This window comes from Paenibacillus sp. LRG-1, from assembly GCF_057220305.1.
Genome location: NZ_CM170126.1, coordinates 2,670,307 through 2,687,667, shown reverse-complemented (window position 1 = coordinate 2,687,667; position 17,361 = coordinate 2,670,307). Strand labels below are relative to the sequence as shown.

The window sequence follows — 17,361 nt, the reverse complement described above, 5'->3', positions numbered from 1 at the left end:
ACTGTGCGAGCGATTGGTCTATACCCTTACGCCTCATTGCTATTTTCCTTCCTCCTCTCCATCACTAGAAGTATTCCATTCAGAAACCAAAAATCCCCTGCCCGAAAAGCCGGGTGAGAGTCCAATGAAAGGAAACACCTCAGCTTGACGTCAAGGGAGACTTGTCTAGATTATACTTTTAAATCACCATCATAGGTGGCAATCATATTGTACAGTTCAGGACGACGGTCACGGAAAATGCCCCATTCAATCCGTCCTACTTCCAGCTCATCCAGGTCAAATTCAGCAGTAAGTACTTCCTCATCAGTACGACCCGCTTCTGCGATCTTGTTACCTTGATGCCCGGCAATAAAGGATGAACCGTAGAATGTAATACTGGAGTCCTCGTCTGTTTCAGTTCCGATCCGATTGGAAGCAATGACTGGGATCAGATTGGAAGCAGCATGACCCAGCATGCAAGTCTGCCAGTGATCTTTGGAATCAATGGCAGAATCCTGCGGTTCCGAGCCAATAGCTGTCGGATAGAACAAAAGTTCTGCGCCCATAAGCGCCATACAGCGGGCCGCCTCAGGGTACCATTGATCCCAGCACACGCCTACCCCAATTTTGGCATAACGTGTATTCCATACTTTAAAACCGGTATCGCCCGGATTAAAATAAAACTTTTCCTCATACCCAGGACCGTCTGGGATATGACTTTTGCGGTATTTACCCAACACTTCACCGTCTGCGTCAATGACAGCAAGACTGTTGTAGCGCGCGTAGTTTTTCTTTTCATAAAAACTGATGGGCAGTACAACCTGTAATTCTTTGGCGATCTTCTTAAAATGGTTAACCGCCTTGTTGTGCTCCAGCTCAGTTGCATATGAATAATAATCAGACTTTTCCTTCTGACAGAAATATGGAGTCTCGAACAACTCCTGCAGCAAAATAATTTGTGCGCCCTGCGCAGCCGCTTCACGTACTAGCTTCTCTGCTTTGCTTATATTTTCTTCGATATTGGTAGAGCAGCTCATTTGAGTCGCTGCCACTTTTACTTTTCTCACTTTAGTCCTCCTTTTAGATGTTGTATCGTTCAACGCTTTAAAGCAGGCATCTGCTGGGTCGTACAGTGTACGTTACCGCCTTCACGGATGACCGCCATACCGTCTACAGTCCGAATGGTGCGATCTGGAAATACATTTGCCAGCACTTGCTCAGCTGCAAGATCGCTCTCAGCGGCAGTGCCGCCAAACACTGGCAAAATGATACCGCCATTCACAAAGTAGAAGTTAATATAGCTCAGTGTCAATCGGCTGTCTTCATAATCCACACGCGGCGGCTGACCGATCCGAATCACTTCCAGCTTACGGCCTTGGGCATCCGTTGCTTGCTCCAGAATACGCAGATTTTCCTGCGTGATTTCGTAATTTTCATCCTCAGGATCATCACATACTTGCATAATGACCTTGCCAGGAGCTGCAAAGCAAGCAATATTGTCCACATGGCCATCTGTTTCGTCGCCACTAAGACCACGTTTTAGCCAAATTATTTTCTCTACACCTGTATACTCACATACATACCGTTCAATTTCTTCTCTGTTTAATTCCGGATTTCGGTTGGAATTGAGCAAACACTCTTCGGTTGTAATCAGTGTGCCTTCGCCATCTACGTGCAGTGAGCCGCCTTCCATCACAAGCGGTGCATCAAACCGTGGAACTCCAAGTTTGTCCAAAATTTGCGGCGCAACCTGATCATCCAGGTCCCATGGAGCGTATTTACCACCCCAGGCGTTAAACTTCCAGTTTACACCTGCCAGCTGACCATGCTCGTCTGTGAGAAAAGTAGGGCCATTGTCACGCAGCCACGCATCGCTGTGTTCAATCGGCAGCAGTTCTACACGTTCCCCAAGTTCAAGCGCCTTAACGCTCTCCAGATCATCCGGATTTACGACCACAGTAACTGGTTCAAATTCCGCCATGGCGCGTACAATTCCGGCATAGCCCTTGCATACATCAGCATGCATATTCGGGTAAACCATTGAAGATTTTACAGGCCAAGAAATATACGTGCGTTCATGTGGCGCCCATTCAGGCGGCATCTTATAATGTGAATCCTTAATTTGCATGTAATGAAGCTCTCTTTCTTTTTCATAATGTAGACTCCGCTCCTATCATACAATAATATGATCTTTGTCTCAATCGAAGCGGAAAAGTTTTAATAATTTACAATCACATTTGAGTAAATTACTTTGAAAACGTGATTGCTTTCACCGTATTCCCATCAAAATCCTTCACAGTGAAATGTGCTCCCTCCAGCACACCGTAAGAGGATGGATAGTTATCTTTTGGCAGCGAGATCGAACCGGGGTTCAGTATAAAGACCCCATTTTCCACATCCGCTACCGGAATATGAGTATGTCCCTGGATGAACACATCTCCCGCTTCCAGTGGTGGTAAATTTCCGATACTAAAGCCATGTCCGTGCGTGACATAGATTCTCCGTCCTTCATGGTACAGCCAAGCATAATCACCCATCATAGGAAACTCAAGTAGCATCTGATCCACCTCTGCATCGCAATTCCCGCGCACAGAAACCGCAATGTGGGACTTGTACTTATTCAGCAGAGCGGCCACTTCTGCCGGATTATACCCTTCTGGTAACGGATTACGTGGTCCGTGGTACATATAATCTCCGAGCAAGACAAGACGATCGGCTTTCTCCTCCCTGAACTTTTCCAGTGCCAATTGCAACCAGTGCAGCGAGCCGTGAATATCTGAAATAAACATCAATTTCATGATTGTTCTTTCCTTTCTGAATAGGCTAAAAAACATTCCACTTAAGTACATTATTGCATTATTCCCTGAACAAATCTGTGCAAAAATTTTCTCTCGTTTGATAATACTCTTTTAAGAAAATAAACTACAGTTCCGAGTGAGCTGTAGTTTATTATTAGTTCCTTTTGTACTTGGTCTTATCATCTTCGGTGATTTTACGGATTACCGTGCAAGGGTTTCCAGCAGCAATCACACCAGAAGGGATATCTTTGGTAACAACACTTCCTGCACCGATAATGGAGTTATCGCCTATAGTAACACCAGGCAGAACGCTGACATTACCACCGATCCACACATTATTGCCGACTGTAATTGGAAATGCAATCTCCAATCCCTCATTACGTTGTTCTACATCAAGAGCATGACCCGCAGTATAAAATCCGCAGTTAGGAGCAACAAACACATGATCACCAAAAACGATTTTTGCCCCATCAAGCAAAACTAGATTATGGTTACTATAGAAATTTTCACCGATTTCAATGTTATAGCCATAGTCACATACGAAAGGTTGCTCAATCAAGAATCTATCAGTTGTTTTCCCAAGTAAAGTTTTGATGAGTGTTTCTCGTTCTTCGATATTTCTAGGATGGAGCTGATTATATTCGTGGCAGAGAACTTTAGCGTGTAAACGTTCTTCAATTAACTCTTCATCATAATTAGCATTGTATAGGAGTCCTAGTTGTGATCTTTCTTTTTCTGTCATGTCCATCCTCGCTTTGCTTATTTAGATACAGAATTCAGATTTCTTTTAAAGCTTCATTGTAGGATTCCACATGCTCACTCTTCAGAACTGGAAAGCTACTCACATTGAAATTTCCACCAAATTACCTTCTGGATCTTTAATTACGCTTTCATAATAGCCGTCACCTGTCAATCTTGGCTGACCCACAACTTCATATCCTGCATGCATGAGCTGCTCTGTCTTTTCATTCACCCGTGCTTTACTTCCAACGGAAAATGCCACATGAGCCCAGCCCGTAATATTTATCTGTGGTGAATGATCTACTCCCGTTTTACGCATAACCTCTAACCTTGCTCCATCCTCAAAGGTGATAAAATAGGACTCAAATCCTTTTGTAGCGTTATAATATTTATCGTTAGATTTTCCATCAAAATATTGCTCGTAAAAGCTTTTCATCTTTTCTAAGTCTCTCACCCAGATCGCTACATGCTCAATCTTCATTATTTTCCTCCTTCTGCAGCCCTCATCATTAATTTATACTGGACTCAATTTTTAACATCGTTATTATTAACGTTTTAATAAGTCTCAATATATCTCAGTAATTAATTTTTGTCCAATCTATTTATCATCAATTACCAATAAATAACGCTTACGAATCATTCATGAAAGCTCTTTCGTCCTCAGCTTGTAACCCGGTTGCTAATACCCCTAAAAAATTAGCGACCGCTTCGTAAAAGAGAAGAAGCGGTCGCTATCTATAAGCCTTCATTGTAAATTTAATACTTAATCACTGGTTTATTTATAAATTAACGTTTCAAGCTTTCACCGTTCGTAGCAATAACTTCTTTGTACCAATGGAACGATTTCTTCGGATATCTTTCAAGTGTACCGCTGCCATCATCATGACGGTCTACGTAAATGTAGCCATAACGTTTTTTAAGCTGAGCGGTCGATGCGCTGACAAGGTCAATACATCCCCAAGACGTGTAGCCCAAAACCTCTACTCCGTCCTCAATAGCTTCTCCAACTTGAACCAAATGATCATTCAGGTAGTTGATTCGGTAGTCATCTTCAACCGTTTTTTCGCCTTTTTCATTCGTGATCAGTTCATCAACGGCGCCCAGGCCATTTTCAACGATGAACAGTGGTTTTTGGAAGCGATCATAGAATGTATTCAGGACATAACGCAGACCTTGCGGATCAATTTGCCAGCCCCACTCACTTGCCTCGAGATGCGGATTGCTGACACCACCAAGGATGTTACCTTTACCTTTGACTTTTTTAGCTTCGTCAGCTGTCTCACAAGTACTCATATAATAGCTGAACGAGATAAAATCAACGGTATGCTTCAAATCTTCGGCATCACCTGGTTCAAAGTGAATAGAAATTCCGTTTTCTTTAAAGAAACGTTTCATGTAACCTGGGTATTGACCTCTTGCGTGAATATCGGCAAATGCCATGTTTCTGTGATCAAATTCCATCGCAGCGATCACATCGTCCGGATTAGGTGTCAGCGGATAAGTAGGCATGCTCAGCACCATACAGCCAATTTTGAAATCAGGGTTGATCTGATGACCGATTTTTACTGCTCTTGCACTCGCTACAAGCTCATGGTGAATAGCTTGATAAAGATCTTGCTCACTAAGTTGATCTTTTGGTGTGCTAATTCCTCCACTCATGAATGGTGCTTCAAGAATGGAGTTGATTTCATTGAAAGTCAACCAGTATTTAACTTTATTTTTGTAGCGATTAAATACAGTTGTAGCATAGCGCTCATAAAAATCAACAAGCTTACGGTTTACCCAACCATCGTATTCTCTGGACAAATGTAAAGGTGTTTCATAGTGAGATAATGTAACGAGTGGCTCAATTCCATATTTGTGAAGTTCATCAAACAAATCATCATAAAATTGCAAGCCTTTTTCGTTAGGCTCCAGTTCGTCACCTTTAGGGAAAATACGTGACCATGCGATAGAAGTACGGAATACTTTGAAGCCCATTTCCGCAAAAAGTTTGATATCTTCTTTATAATGATGATAAAAATCAATACCGATCAATTTCATGTTATCTTCTGTTGGTACATCCGTAACGGGCCCCCAGCCACCACGAGGAGTTACATCCTGAATGGACCAGCCTTTTCCATCTTCTTGATAAGCGCCTTCGAGCTGATTAGCAGCAACTGCTCCGCCCCACAGGAAATCTTTTGGAAACTGTGTACTCATATTTTCTCCGCCTTTGCTGATGTTTTTCATTAACTAGGATAGAAATACGTTACCTCTATGCTAATGTGTTATAAAGTACTTCTAATTGAATCTTAAGGTTTGTAACGCGTTTCATGTCAAGTATTATTTTAAAAACTTCCAGAGCTTATAATTGTATTATCTCCAATAATTACTCCCATATTTATAACTCTTCTATTATTGAGTAAAATGGCTATTCTTCAAATGGCGGATCTACATGAATATCTCTATCTGGTTCAGTGCTTACCCAGCGAGTAAAGATAACCTGAAAGCCGGCTCGAGTCGGCGCGCAGGCAAAAGGACCCGCCTGTTGTCCCGTTTCATAAGGAAAACGTGCTACACGTACGGTGCGCCAGCTTTGATTTTCGGTTCGGGCTCTAATGATAACTGCATCCTGTAGCTGTGAAGCACGAATCGTCACATTTTTCCCTACCCAATCAGGTACAGGAGCTAATGACCAATCGGAATAGCCATCCGTGACTACGACTGCCAGTTGAGGAATTCCATCATTTAATTCGATTCCGGCTTTAATCCACTTTTGCTGTCCTTGATACAGCATTATACCTGCCTGATCGTAGAGCTCCGTAAATGAGCCTAATTGAAACGTGACTTCGATGGCAGAGCCTTCTTCCCAGTCTGTAAGCAGGGAATGTCCGCTACTGCGTTCAAATCCATACAAAGTTTTTTCCCAGTAGTCGCTTCCTTCTCTGGTTTCAACTTTAAGGAACTGATCTTCTTCTATGGATGATACAGGGTGATTAGTCCATGTCCCTGTAGTCCATGCAATCGATTTTTGAGTCATTAATCTCATCCTCTCATTCTTTATTGAACGATGCCCTATTTCCTTTTCTCCACCAATTGCAAATTGTACGTCAGACTTTCAAGGGTCACCGAAATCAACCCACGCATGTATTCATCATGTGTATCGTTTTTCACAAAAATCTCGGGCATATGTTCTTTGGGTACATCTTTTAGACAGCCGTTATAAATATCGTCCAACAGATTCGGCTTGGATAACTCTCCAGTCAAAGCGATAGATACAGGATCTATAATCGCAATAATGGAAGTTATCGTTTTGATCGCCAAAGGAACAAATCCCTCTGTGCTATTTAACTGTTTAAGCTGTTCCTCTCTTGTTAAATCAAAGGGTAAGAAGGAAACCTCCCCAGCAAATTTGGTATTTCCTTTTAACAAATGTCCATCGACAATAAAACCCGCGCCGGGGAAATTGTCTTTGGGAAACGTAACAATAGCAAAGGTTTTATCCTCATCATAATTCTGCATGTTATAAAATCCGTAGACTGTCAAATGCATATCATTTTCAATGGTAACTTCTAATCCGTATTTATCTTGAAGCCGTGGACCTACAGGGACTCCTATGAGCAGGTCGAGATCACAAACATCGATAATCCCTTGATGAACAACCCCGGGGATGCCAATCCCAATGGCTTTGACGTTTCCATAGTTATTAATCAGCTCTCCAATTTGGGTTTCTATGACCTCATAATCAATATGAGGCACATTGGAAGTATTCTCGATGATGATATCACCAAGCAAATTGGCAACAGCATAAGTAAGAGAATGTATACCGCCTTCCGTTTTCACATTTAAACAGATAATATAAGAATAGTCAGCGTTATATTTGTAACGTCTAGCCGGACGTCCGCCATTCGACTCTTCCAATTCCGTCTCTAATACTTCCCCGGTTTGAAGAAGCTCATTCAGAATATTTCCGCAAGTTGCCACACTAAGACCTGTGATACTGGCTATGGATGACTTGGTTGCATATTCCTTGGATTTCAGTGTGTTTTTAACTAACTCTACATTAATTTGTTTAACCCGAATGGTATTATTGGAGACTGGTTGTATTTGAATACACTCCTTTTCCAGTATTTATTAAAAGGTTTATAATAAGTTGTAATATAACGCTCTGCCTGCAAAAAGTCAATTTGTACACATTTTCCTCTTCTCTTCGATCATCATGCTATACTAGAAATAAGAATCAAATTTTTAGTGCGGCATCTTTGCGATGAAACTAAGTGAAATTGGGGGGATTCTGTTGTCAGCTATTGAGTATATAGCAATAATCGCGTTGCTCCTCTCCGTCATACTTTTAATTAAGGTCTACAGCCTTCAATCTCGGCTTAATGACTTGAAATCCGACGTGGAGCGTCTTGAAAATCGTTCAGGAATACAAGGCGCATCGCTGTCAGGTACCATCGCTGCCACTCCTCCACATATTCTAGATGCAGGAGCTTCAGAAGATATCAATGAAAGGTTGCTCCTGCTAATTAGGGAAGGTAAAAAGATTCAAGCCATAAAAGAGCTGAGAACCGCTAAGGATCTTTCCCTTAAGGATGCAAAGGATTATGTGGATCACTTGGAAAAACTCTAAAGAAAGGAAGAAATAAGATGAGTGCCAGCAAAACAAACGCCATGCGCATATTGGACGGGCAACATATACAATACAATATTTTGAGTTATGATCATCAAGACGGAAAAATAGACGGGATGAATGTGGCTGAGAAAATCGAGAGAGCCCCGGAAATGGTTTTCAAAACTTTGGTTGCACATGGCAAACAAAATCTGTTTATTTTTGTGATTCCTGTACATAAAGAGCTTGATCTCAAAAAAGCAGCCAAATCCGCGGGAGAGAAAAAAATTGAAATGCTTCCAGTTAAGGATTTGCAAAAGTATACGGGATATATTCGCGGTGGCTGCTCCCCCATAGGAATGAAAAAGCTCTACCCCACTTTTATCGACCAGCCTGCATTGGAACTGGAAGCCATCGTTGTGAGCGGTGGGAAAATTGGGACCCAACTGGAGTTGAGTCCACACGATTTAGCTCTAATCATTCAGGCACAGTTTACAGATCTGACGCATACAGCATAAAACTCACCACATGATCATAAAATCTTTATGCGTATTTTCTCTTATCCCATACTTCATCAAGCTTCAACCTGGAGAGGAAGATCTAATGATGCATAATGATTGCCCGAAAAATGCAAGAATCCCCCAACCCATCAGAAGTGATGGTGCTGGGGGTATCGACAAGGGTCCACGTGATGTGATGAGGGATCTACAGAATCCTGATATGCTGGTTCCCCCCGTAACGGACAATGGTCTCATTCCGAATATGAGATTTTCTTTTTCTGATGCTCATATGCAGCTTAATCATGGTGGGTGGTCAAGAGAAGTAACAGTAAGGGAATTACCTATTGCTACAACCCTTGCCGGGGTGAATATGAGTTTAACACCGGGTGGTGTACGTGAGCTTCACTGGCATCAGCAGGCGGAATGGTCATATATGCTGTTGGGAAGTGCTCGCATTACGGCAGTTGACCAAAATGGACGTAATTTTATTGCTGATGTGGGTCCCGGGGATCTCTGGTATTTTCCTCCTGGCATTCCGCACTCTATACAGGGGCTTGAGGATGGGTGCGAATTTTTGCTGGTTTTTGATGATGGCAGTTTCTCCGATCTGAACACCCTATCCATCTCGGATTGGTTCGCACATACTCCCAAAGACGTACTTTCTGCAAATTTTGGTGTACCAGAAGCTGATTTTGCAGCGATTCCTCAAGATCAAGTATACATCTATCAGGATTCCGTTCCCGGTTCAATCCAAAGCCAAGCTGTTCCCTCTCCTTACGGGACATTGCCCCAATCCTTCAAGCATGAATTACTAGCCCAGCCCCCAATCAAAACGCCGGGCGGAAGCGTACGAATCGTTGACTCCTCCAATTTTCCGATTTCCAAAACCATTGCAGCCGCCCTTGTTGAGATTGAGCCCGGAGCCATGCGAGAAATGCACTGGCACCCCAATAATGACGAATGGCAATACTATCTTACAGGGCAAGGACGGATGACTGTCTTTGGTGGTAATGGCGCGGCCCGCACATTTGATTTTAGAGCCGGAGATGTCGGATATGTGCCTTTTGCTTATGGTCATTATATTCAAAATACTGGCTCTAGCTCACTATGGTTTCTTGAAATGTTTAAGAGTGACCGTTTTGCGGATGTTTCACTAAATCAATGGATGGCTCTTACCCCCACAGAACTGATTCAGAGTAATTTACATGTAGGTACTGATGTGATCTCTAATTTACGAAAGGTAAAATGGCCCGTCGTCAAATATCCTGGTTATTCTTATGACCCTAAAAAGAAATAACCGGGAACGGTATCACGCTCGCCACTAGATCAGTGAACCTTCTTTTTGAATATGACGGGTTGATTCAATTGCCCCCTTCATTATTACTTCCATTTTCACGTATCCTTCTATCCAATCCCGCCAACATATCTGCATACTCTTCAGGCATTCCAGCGTGAACCATTCCCACTTCCAACTCTTCATCAGACAACGAGATATGCTGAATCGGTTGGCCTGTTACTTTCCCGATAATCTCAGCCACTCCGCCAAAGATTAGCGACTGAGGTCCGGTGATTACTATACAAAAAAAACACCGTATCGGAATACGGTGTTTTTATAAACTAATTAACAAAAACTATTCCTCAGAGTCTACATTGTGGTAAACCTGCTGAACATCCTCCAAATCTTCTAATGCATCAATCAATTTATCGAATTGAACCTGTGCATCTTCTGGAAGAGAAATATCATTTTGGGCAAGCATGGTGAGCTCCGCAACGGTAAACTCAGTCACTCCTGCTTGTTTGAAAGCTTCCTGCACAGCATGGAATTGATCAGGTTCTGCATATACGATGACGGCTTCATCTTCTTCAATGATGTCACGTACCTCTACATCTGCCTCCATCAGCAGCTCCAGCACTTCATCTGCGGTTTTACCCACCAGACCAATGACTGCTGTTGAATCAAACATGTAGGCTACAGATCCACTCACGCCTAAGCTACCGCCATTTTTAGTAAAAGCAGAACGCACATCTGATGCTGTACGGTTAACGTTATTGGTCAGTGCATCTACAATGACCATGGAACCGTTCGGTCCAAAACCTTCATAACGAAGCTCTACGTAGTTTTCATCGCCAGCACCTTTTGCTTTTTCAATAGCACGGTCAATGATTGCTTTGGGTACATTGTACGTTTTTGCACGTTCTAAAACGACTCTTAATACCCGATTGGATTCAGGATCAGGTTCGCCCTGTTTGGCTGCCACATAAATTTCCACGCCAAATTTAGCATATATACGACTCGTATTAGCATCCTTGGATGCCTTCTTTTCTTTAATGTTATTCCACTTACGTCCCATAATATCCCGCTCTCTTCCTGTATGAATATACACAACGAACTTCATTATATCCTTGTATATTATATCTCCTAAAGGACATACGAACAAGTTCAAACAACTCCGTTATGGAAAAATAAACAATTCTACCTAATTAGGGATGCTTGGAAATGTGAACTTTCAATTCTCCTCATCTATGGACAATCCCCCTATCAATCTCTAAGATGAGGAGGAAGTCTGACTTGAAGGAGATCATTCACTTGGATGTCTTGTACAAAAAGTTGAGCCATAATCATGAAATCACAGTATACGAAACCACTGAGCTGTATGGTGAAAAGGGATTATTTCGAGTAATGCAGTTTTCAAATACAGCCGTCCAAGGCGCGGTGGACTTGAATCATCCGCAACGCATTGTGTTCGAATATCCGAGAGCAATCATCCATCTCATGGAGCTGAACGATCCGTCATTTGAAGATGTATTTGTTATTGGGCACGGTATAGGTACAATAGCGGGTCATTTTACAGATAAACGCTTTAAGATTGCCGAGCTGGATGCACAAGTCGTAGAGTTCAGCCGAACATTCTTTGGATACGATCAGGATAATGTGACTGTTGGCGATGGACGACGCATTCTGGAGAAGGAAGCGCCGGATGCTTATGACTATATTATTTTGGACGCCTTCACGGAGCAGGGTACACCCTTGCATTTAATATCCTGGGAATTTTTCAAGATGACCAAAGAAAAGCTGGATTCCGAAGGCTCCCTGATCATGAATTTAATGGGCAAAAGTGAACACGACCACCTGATCAATGCCATTCACACAACGTTGCGTGAAGAATTCGCCTATGTCACAACTTTCTCGATCCCCTCGGAAGGCGCTGCCGACATTCAAAATATCATTATGATTGGTCGGGACAAGCCCATCCGGTTTCAGGCACGTCAGATGGCGGACTTTCATGAGATTACACTTGGAGAAGGTCATATTCTACGGGATACAGATGCTTAGTGTAGTTCCAATATTCGTCTCTCTACATCTTCGATATGAATCGTCTCTTTGTTGCAGCTTTTTCGTTCCACTAACTCTACTTTCCCGTGTTCGGCATCTTTACCAACGACGATGCGCACGGGAATACCTACTAAATCGGAGTCTTTGAATTTAACCCCGGGCCGTTCCTCCCGATCATCCAGCAGCACCTCCACGCCACGATCCTGCAGCTGGTTGTATAATTTCTCGGCTATTTGCATCTGAAGCCTGTCTTTCACAGAAATCGGAATAATATGAACTTGAAATGGGGCCAGCGCATAAGGCCATATCATTCCGTTCTGATCGTGATTTTGCTCTACAATGGCGGAAAGGATCCGGGATACGCCAATGCCATAGCAGCCCATAATCATCGCTTGCTCAGTTCCGGAAGCATCCAGAAAAGTCGCACCCAGCTTCTCACTATATTTGGTGCCTAGTTTAAATACGTGTCCGATCTCAATCCCACGATGAAGTTTCAATTCCCCTTCGTCACATCGAGGACATCTATCCCCTTCTATGGCATTCCGCAAGTCAGCCACATGCCGAAGATCTATATCGCGCACTGGATTCACATGTCGATAATGATAATCCAGCTCGTTGGCGCCTGCGATACCGCTGGACATTTGGACAACGGCGTAATCTACCCACATAGGGATCGTCAATCCGCATGGGCCTATGAACCCCGAGGGGGTTCCAGTCGCCTTTGACACAGTGTCTGCACTTGCTATTTCGAATTTTTCACTACCTAAAATATGTTTAACTTTCACTTCGTTGACCTCATGATCACCCCTGACAACTACAGCAACAGGTTGATCGTCAGCCATATAAATCAGTGTTTTGATGATTTCTTCAGGTTCTATGTGAAGCGATTCAACCAGTTGATCTATTGTACGCAGACCTGGAGTATGGAATTTTTCCATTTTAGCTGTATCGAAAGAAGGATGGCTGACATGTTCATTTTCATCTGAGACTGGGGCTATTTCTATTTCCCCCGTCGACCGCGCCACGGCTTTTTCAAGATTAGCTGCATATTCACAGCAGGTACATGCTACAATTGTGTCCTCTCCAATATCAGCTAGAGCCATAAATTCATGGGTTTCACCTTCGCCACCAATGGCACCCGCATCTGCTTCTACAGCACGAAAATTTAGACCACAGCGGGTGAAAATACGATGATATGCCTGGAACATGGTCCAATAGGTATGATCTAGTCCTTCCCAATGTGCATCAAACGAATAGGCATCCTTCATTAAGAATTCTCTGCTGCGAAGCAGGCCAAATCGAGGACGTCGTTCATCCCGAAATTTGGTTTGAATTTGATACAGGGTTACAGGCAATTTGCGATAAGAATTCACTTCATTTCGTATTAAAGACGTAATGACCTCTTCATGTGTAGGCCCCAAAGCAAACTCCCGATCATGCCGATCTTGCAAACGCATCAGCTCAGGACCGTAAACATCGTATCTCCCTGATTCTTGCCACAGCTCCGTTGGCTGCAATACAGGCATCAGCAGTTCCCCAGCCCCTACGCGATCCATTTCATCCCGTACGATTTGCTCTACTTTTCTGAGCACCCGTCTGCCCAGTGGCATGTAGGTGTACATTCCAGCCGCCAGTTGACGGATAAATCCTCCCCGCAGCATAAGCTGATGACTGATCACTTCGGCCTCTGCGGGTGCTTCACGCAAGGTTGTCAGTAATAATTGGCTTTGGCGCATGTGTAGCTACCTCCTTATATGGACGATAAAATGTACGCAAAAAGACACATCCGTCAGGGACGAATGTGTCGTGGTACCACCCTTAATTTGACCGTAACCATACACGGAACGGTCCTTCATCAGATAACGGCGTCTAGCCGGTAACGGTTTATCTTACAAACCGCTACAGCTCGCAAGGCAGGGAAACGTTCATTCGCGGCGAGAAACCTTTCAGCCCATGAGTTTCTTCTCTGTACAGCGGGTATTGAACCTTTGATCCTTGGTCTACACTATTCCTATATATTACAATTTTCACCACTTTACACGAAACGTAAGTTCTAGTCAAGGAGATGATCGTCTATCTGGAGCTGTCCAGGGACATGAACGATATTTAGATTTCAAGATAATCAAATTCCGTTGGTTACCATATTGCATAATGAGCGGCCAGATTTTAGGACGAATACGCCTGCGAAAACCCAGAACAAAACGGACAAAGCGAGGCGAAATATCCCAAATACGAACTGCTTCCTCCTTCACTCCTTTAGGTAGCTCCTTGGAAAACAGAAAACGGTTGAGCGAACGTGTGATAACGCCTGTTATTGCTTCAAGCGTACTAACATCCATTACAATGATCGTATCGGCGCGCTGGAGTCGCTCGGTAAAATAACGCTCATGATAATTCCCTTCGATGATCCACTCTTCCCTTTGGAGCACTTCACCCAGCTGTTTGAGAAATTGTTTGTCAGTGCTCCGCTTCCACTCCGGGCCCCAATACAAATCATCCAAAGAGATATACGGCAATTGAGTCCACATGGAAAGACGTTTGGCCAAAAAAGTCTTACCGCTTCCCGGCGAGCCGATCACGATAATACGTTTAGCGTGCTGCACAGCACGAAACTCGTTATCCTGTCCTGCATGTAAGGGCCGCATGGAATAGATCAATCGATAGAGTAAACCTACTACCAAAGAACCTCCCTTTAAAAGCAAATAAAGGAGGCACAGTGGCAGAAAAACAATTACGTATTTCACACTGTCCATCAGACAACATGCTCCTTTTACAAATTCAATAATTGAGGCCATTACGTACGTGAAGCTCCAAATACGCGTTGTTGTAGGGTAGAGTTCTCTTGATTACTTATGTATCTTTCTTTTTAAAATACACGCCCTTGAAAAACACAAAATTTTGCGAATGTGTGCCATACAGCTCCTGAAACCTAGAATGGAGTTTATTCATAGAAAGGGTCTCTGAAACCGTCCGATCCGTTTGCAGGGTCAAGTCGACACAGCTAATTCCAAATTGGCACACTTGCTCCATAGGATAACCTTGGGTAATACCATAAATCATCCCGGCAATAAAAGCATCATCTGCGCCTGTGACATCAATGACCTCTTGAACAGGATGCATAGGAATTTGTCCATGAGTTCCATCCTGAGAGGCGTACAAAACACGATCAGCACCGCAGATAAAAATGACATTTTGAACCCCAAGTTTGTGAAAAATCCGGGTGGCATCCAACATATGCTGATCATCTGTAAGTTCTAGCCCCAAATAGGCTTCAGCCTCCACCGGTTTACATACCAGCCATTCCACCCCATGCAAATTTCGGGGAAGCTTTCTCATCTTGGAGGCTGATACCGAAGAAACGACAATCGGAACCCGATGCTCATGGCAGACATGTATGGTGGCCGCAATTACGTTCATAGAGAAATTAGTGTCCAGCAGAACCAGTCGGGACGAGGCGATTAAAGGAGCATTTTCAAAAATTACTGAAGGACGAATCTGATCATAAATCTCCATTTCTGCTGTCGCTACAATCAGTTCACCACGCTCGTTCAGCAAGGCAGTATAAACTCCAGTTGACGGTTCACCTTTGACTTGCAGAGGAACCACGTGCATGTAACGGCTGGACTGCTCGATAATAAATTCACCTTCCGCATCGTCTCCAACCGCAGTTAGCAGGCTGACCCGCTGGCTCAACCTCCCTAAATTTTCAGCTACATTTCGTGCTACCCCACCGCAAGATTGCAGCCTTGTACTGCTCGGATTGGAGGTATGAAGCTGAAATGTACCTTTAATCATGATTTTACGATCCAGATTGGCCCCCCCGATACATAATATTGGTTTGCTAGAGGGCCAAGGCTCGTCCTGTTCATTTTTGTGGATTTTTTTTAATTTCATCATTTGACTCCTTTCTCGAGTCTATTCGTTAGAATGATTTAAATTTGTACAGAAATAGGCACTATATAAAATTAACACGTTCCAAATGTCATATTCCCAAGAATAATGTCGAGTTCGTTAAAATATCCTAAAGTTACACATGCAAAAAAACACCCTATCGTAAAGATGCCTTCCACTTTTACGATAAGGTGCTTGGGTTGGAACTGCGCATAGTTCTTCCTTACATTATTTCAAAATAAATAGAGCTGCTCCGTGAGGAGGTAAATCTGCGGACAGTTCTTGTGCTAAAACACCTAAATCTATATGGTTCCATAAATCTCTGGCATTTGCCTGCCCTTCAATACCAAGGTCTTTTAAGGATACACGCACCTTTGAAGCTTCATCTCCAGCATTAAACAAAGCTACATATACATGACCCTCCTCGTTATGTGAAGTCCAAACGATATGTTCATCCTTTCTATACACCTGCCGCGCATTCAAACCGTTACGATGAGCATTTAACACTTCTTCATTAGTTAGCAAGGAAAGGGTCCATGCATCATTATCCCGCAGTTCCCCCCCGAACATCAGTGGAGATCGGAAAATGCTCCACAAGGTCATCATCGTTAGCTGCTCATCCTTCGTAAAGCGTGTCCATCGGTCATGGCTGCCGGAATCTACCGAATCTACCGAACGAATACCCAGATGACCCAGTGGTAGCATGTCGCAATCCGGCCAGTGACCTGGACCTACATGTTCCGCCCATTTTTCGCAGCGCTCAAACATACCATACAGTAAAGGCCATACATCCCAGAAGTCATCCGTCATACGCCACATATTCGCGTTTGCGATTAAATCGGATGCATGCTCCAGCGGTGCCGGACCAGGCGATAGACTCAACACCATCGGACGTCCGCATTGGGCGATAGCTCGCCTAATCAATTCAATTTCCGCCAAATGAATACCATAGAGACGTGATGCAGCAATGTCATCTACTTTGACAAAATCCACACCCCATTCCGCATACAGGTCAAACAATGAATTATAGTACTCCTGTGCGCCCTCCTTGGATGCATCTACCCCATACATATCTGTGTTCCAAGGACAAATAGAGTTGGGATGCGCAATTTGTCTCGCCGTGGCTGTGGTTCCCAAAATCGGGGTATCCTGGTGCACCGCCTGACGGGAGATGCCTCTCATAATATGTATACCAAATTTCAATCCCAGTCCGTGTACATATTCCGCAAGAGCTTGGAAGCCTCGTCCATCTGCTGCCGAAGGAAAACGATTCACCGCTGGAATAAGACGTGAAAATGAATCCATTTCCAATGGGACAAACGGGCGATACTGTGAAGATACTGCTCCTGACTCATACCACTGAATATCTACAACGACATATTCCCAACCATATTCCTTCAGGTGCTCCGCCATATATTGAGCATTTCCCCGTACTTCCTCTTCCCGTACTGCTGCACCGTAGCAATCCCAGCTATTCCACCCCATAGGTGGTGTATGCGCTGTCAAATGATGTTTCATTTCATT

Annotated in this window: 18 protein-coding genes; 4 read left to right on the top strand and 14 right to left on the bottom strand. The window is 43.5% G+C overall.

What is annotated here, in order from left to right:
• Nucleotides 1-170: 170 nt before the first annotated feature.
• The 8 genes from aguB to ACUUJN_RS12010 all read right to left on the bottom strand — a co-directional run bounded on the left by aguB (nt 171) and on the right by ACUUJN_RS12010 (nt 7,484).
• Nucleotides 171-1,046, bottom strand: a complete 876-nt coding sequence (gene aguB, locus ACUUJN_RS12045; RefSeq protein WP_025721082.1) for an N-carbamoylputrescine amidase — start codon at nt 1,044-1,046, stop codon at nt 171-173.
• 29 nt (nt 1,047-1,075) lie between these two features.
• Entirely contained in the window at nt 1,076-2,107 is a 1,032-nt protein-coding gene (locus tag ACUUJN_RS12040; RefSeq protein ID WP_053325376.1) for an agmatine deiminase family protein, read from the bottom strand.
• 118 nt (nt 2,108-2,225) lie between these two features.
• Nucleotides 2,226-2,777 carry a phosphodiesterase gene (gene yfcE / locus ACUUJN_RS12035; RefSeq protein WP_023988488.1) on the bottom strand — a complete coding sequence of 184 codons (552 nt, stop codon included), beginning with the start codon at nt 2,775-2,777 and terminating at the stop codon, nt 2,226-2,228.
• A gap of 154 nt (nt 2,778-2,931) precedes the next feature.
• Nucleotides 2,932-3,519: a sugar O-acetyltransferase gene (locus tag ACUUJN_RS12030; RefSeq protein ID WP_023988487.1), complete on the bottom strand. Its 588-nt coding sequence runs from the start codon at nt 3,517-3,519 to the stop codon at nt 2,932-2,934.
• A gap of 99 nt (nt 3,520-3,618) precedes the next feature.
• Entirely contained in the window at nt 3,619-3,999 is a 381-nt protein-coding gene (locus ACUUJN_RS12025) for a VOC family protein (RefSeq protein WP_023988486.1), read from the bottom strand.
• A 305-nt stretch (nt 4,000-4,304) separates the two neighbouring features.
• Nucleotides 4,305-5,720, bottom strand: a complete 1,416-nt coding sequence (locus ACUUJN_RS12020) for a glycoside hydrolase family 1 protein (protein ID WP_023988485.1) — start codon at nt 5,718-5,720, stop codon at nt 4,305-4,307.
• Between the two features lie 211 nt (nt 5,721-5,931).
• Nucleotides 5,932-6,540 carry a DUF1349 domain-containing protein gene (locus ACUUJN_RS12015; protein ID WP_013310225.1) on the bottom strand — a complete coding sequence of 203 codons (609 nt, stop codon included), beginning with the start codon at nt 6,538-6,540 and terminating at the stop codon, nt 5,932-5,934.
• 35 nt (nt 6,541-6,575) lie between these two features.
• A complete protein-coding gene (locus ACUUJN_RS12010) occupies nt 6,576-7,484 on the bottom strand; it encodes an ROK family protein (RefSeq protein ID WP_081327443.1) in 909 nt (302 codons plus the stop codon).
• 283 nt (nt 7,485-7,767) lie between these two features.
• Between ACUUJN_RS12010 and ACUUJN_RS12005 the strand changes: the two genes are divergently transcribed.
• From ACUUJN_RS12005 to ACUUJN_RS11995, 3 genes are all read left to right on the top strand, one after another.
• The gene (locus ACUUJN_RS12005; protein WP_068938727.1) at nt 7,768-8,133 is read left to right on the top strand and encodes a ribosomal protein L7/L12; all 366 of its coding nucleotides are present in this window, start codon (nt 7,768-7,770) and stop codon (nt 8,131-8,133) included.
• Between the two features lie 17 nt (nt 8,134-8,150).
• A complete protein-coding gene (ybaK, locus tag ACUUJN_RS12000) occupies nt 8,151-8,630 on the top strand; it encodes a Cys-tRNA(Pro) deacylase (RefSeq protein WP_069080119.1) in 480 nt (159 codons plus the stop codon).
• A gap of 88 nt (nt 8,631-8,718) precedes the next feature.
• A complete protein-coding gene (locus tag ACUUJN_RS11995) occupies nt 8,719-9,909 on the top strand; it encodes an oxalate decarboxylase family bicupin (protein ID WP_023988481.1) in 1,191 nt (396 codons plus the stop codon).
• A 64-nt stretch (nt 9,910-9,973) separates the two neighbouring features.
• Here the strand turns inward: ACUUJN_RS11995 and ACUUJN_RS11990 are convergent, their stop codons facing one another.
• Together ACUUJN_RS11990 and ACUUJN_RS11985 are read right to left on the bottom strand one after the other, a co-directional pair.
• Nucleotides 9,974-10,150: a hypothetical protein gene (locus tag ACUUJN_RS11990; RefSeq protein WP_226887860.1), complete on the bottom strand. Its 177-nt coding sequence runs from the start codon at nt 10,148-10,150 to the stop codon at nt 9,974-9,976.
• Between the two features lie 93 nt (nt 10,151-10,243).
• Entirely contained in the window at nt 10,244-10,963 is a 720-nt protein-coding gene (locus ACUUJN_RS11985; protein WP_013310214.1) for a YebC/PmpR family DNA-binding transcriptional regulator, read from the bottom strand.
• Nucleotides 10,964-11,181: 218 nt separating this feature from the next.
• Between ACUUJN_RS11985 and ACUUJN_RS11980 the strand changes: the two genes are divergently transcribed.
• Nucleotides 11,182-11,946, top strand: a complete 765-nt coding sequence (locus tag ACUUJN_RS11980; protein ID WP_484669667.1) for a spermidine synthase — start codon at nt 11,182-11,184, stop codon at nt 11,944-11,946.
• Here ACUUJN_RS11980 and ACUUJN_RS11975 read toward each other — a convergent pair.
• The 4 genes from ACUUJN_RS11975 to ACUUJN_RS11960 all read right to left on the bottom strand — a co-directional run bounded on the left by ACUUJN_RS11975 (nt 11,943) and on the right by ACUUJN_RS11960 (nt 17,355).
• Nucleotides 11,943-13,682, bottom strand: a complete 1,740-nt coding sequence (locus ACUUJN_RS11975) for a proline--tRNA ligase (RefSeq protein WP_341063784.1) — start codon at nt 13,680-13,682, stop codon at nt 11,943-11,945. The two genes, ACUUJN_RS11980 and ACUUJN_RS11975, sit on opposite strands and share 4 nt — an antisense overlap.
• 321 nt (nt 13,683-14,003) lie before the next feature.
• Nucleotides 14,004-14,699: a P-loop NTPase family protein gene (locus ACUUJN_RS11970; protein WP_076160904.1), complete on the bottom strand. Its 696-nt coding sequence runs from the start codon at nt 14,697-14,699 to the stop codon at nt 14,004-14,006.
• Between the two features lie 97 nt (nt 14,700-14,796).
• On the bottom strand, nt 14,797-15,840 hold the full coding sequence (locus tag ACUUJN_RS11965) for a carbohydrate kinase family protein (RefSeq protein ID WP_023988477.1): 1,044 nt from the start codon (nt 15,838-15,840) through the stop codon (nt 14,797-14,799).
• Nucleotides 15,841-16,065: 225 nt separating this feature from the next.
• On the bottom strand, nt 16,066-17,355 hold the full coding sequence (locus ACUUJN_RS11960) for a glycoside hydrolase family 27 protein (protein WP_075154161.1): 1,290 nt from the start codon (nt 17,353-17,355) through the stop codon (nt 16,066-16,068).
• Nucleotides 17,356-17,361: the final 6 nt, after the last annotated feature.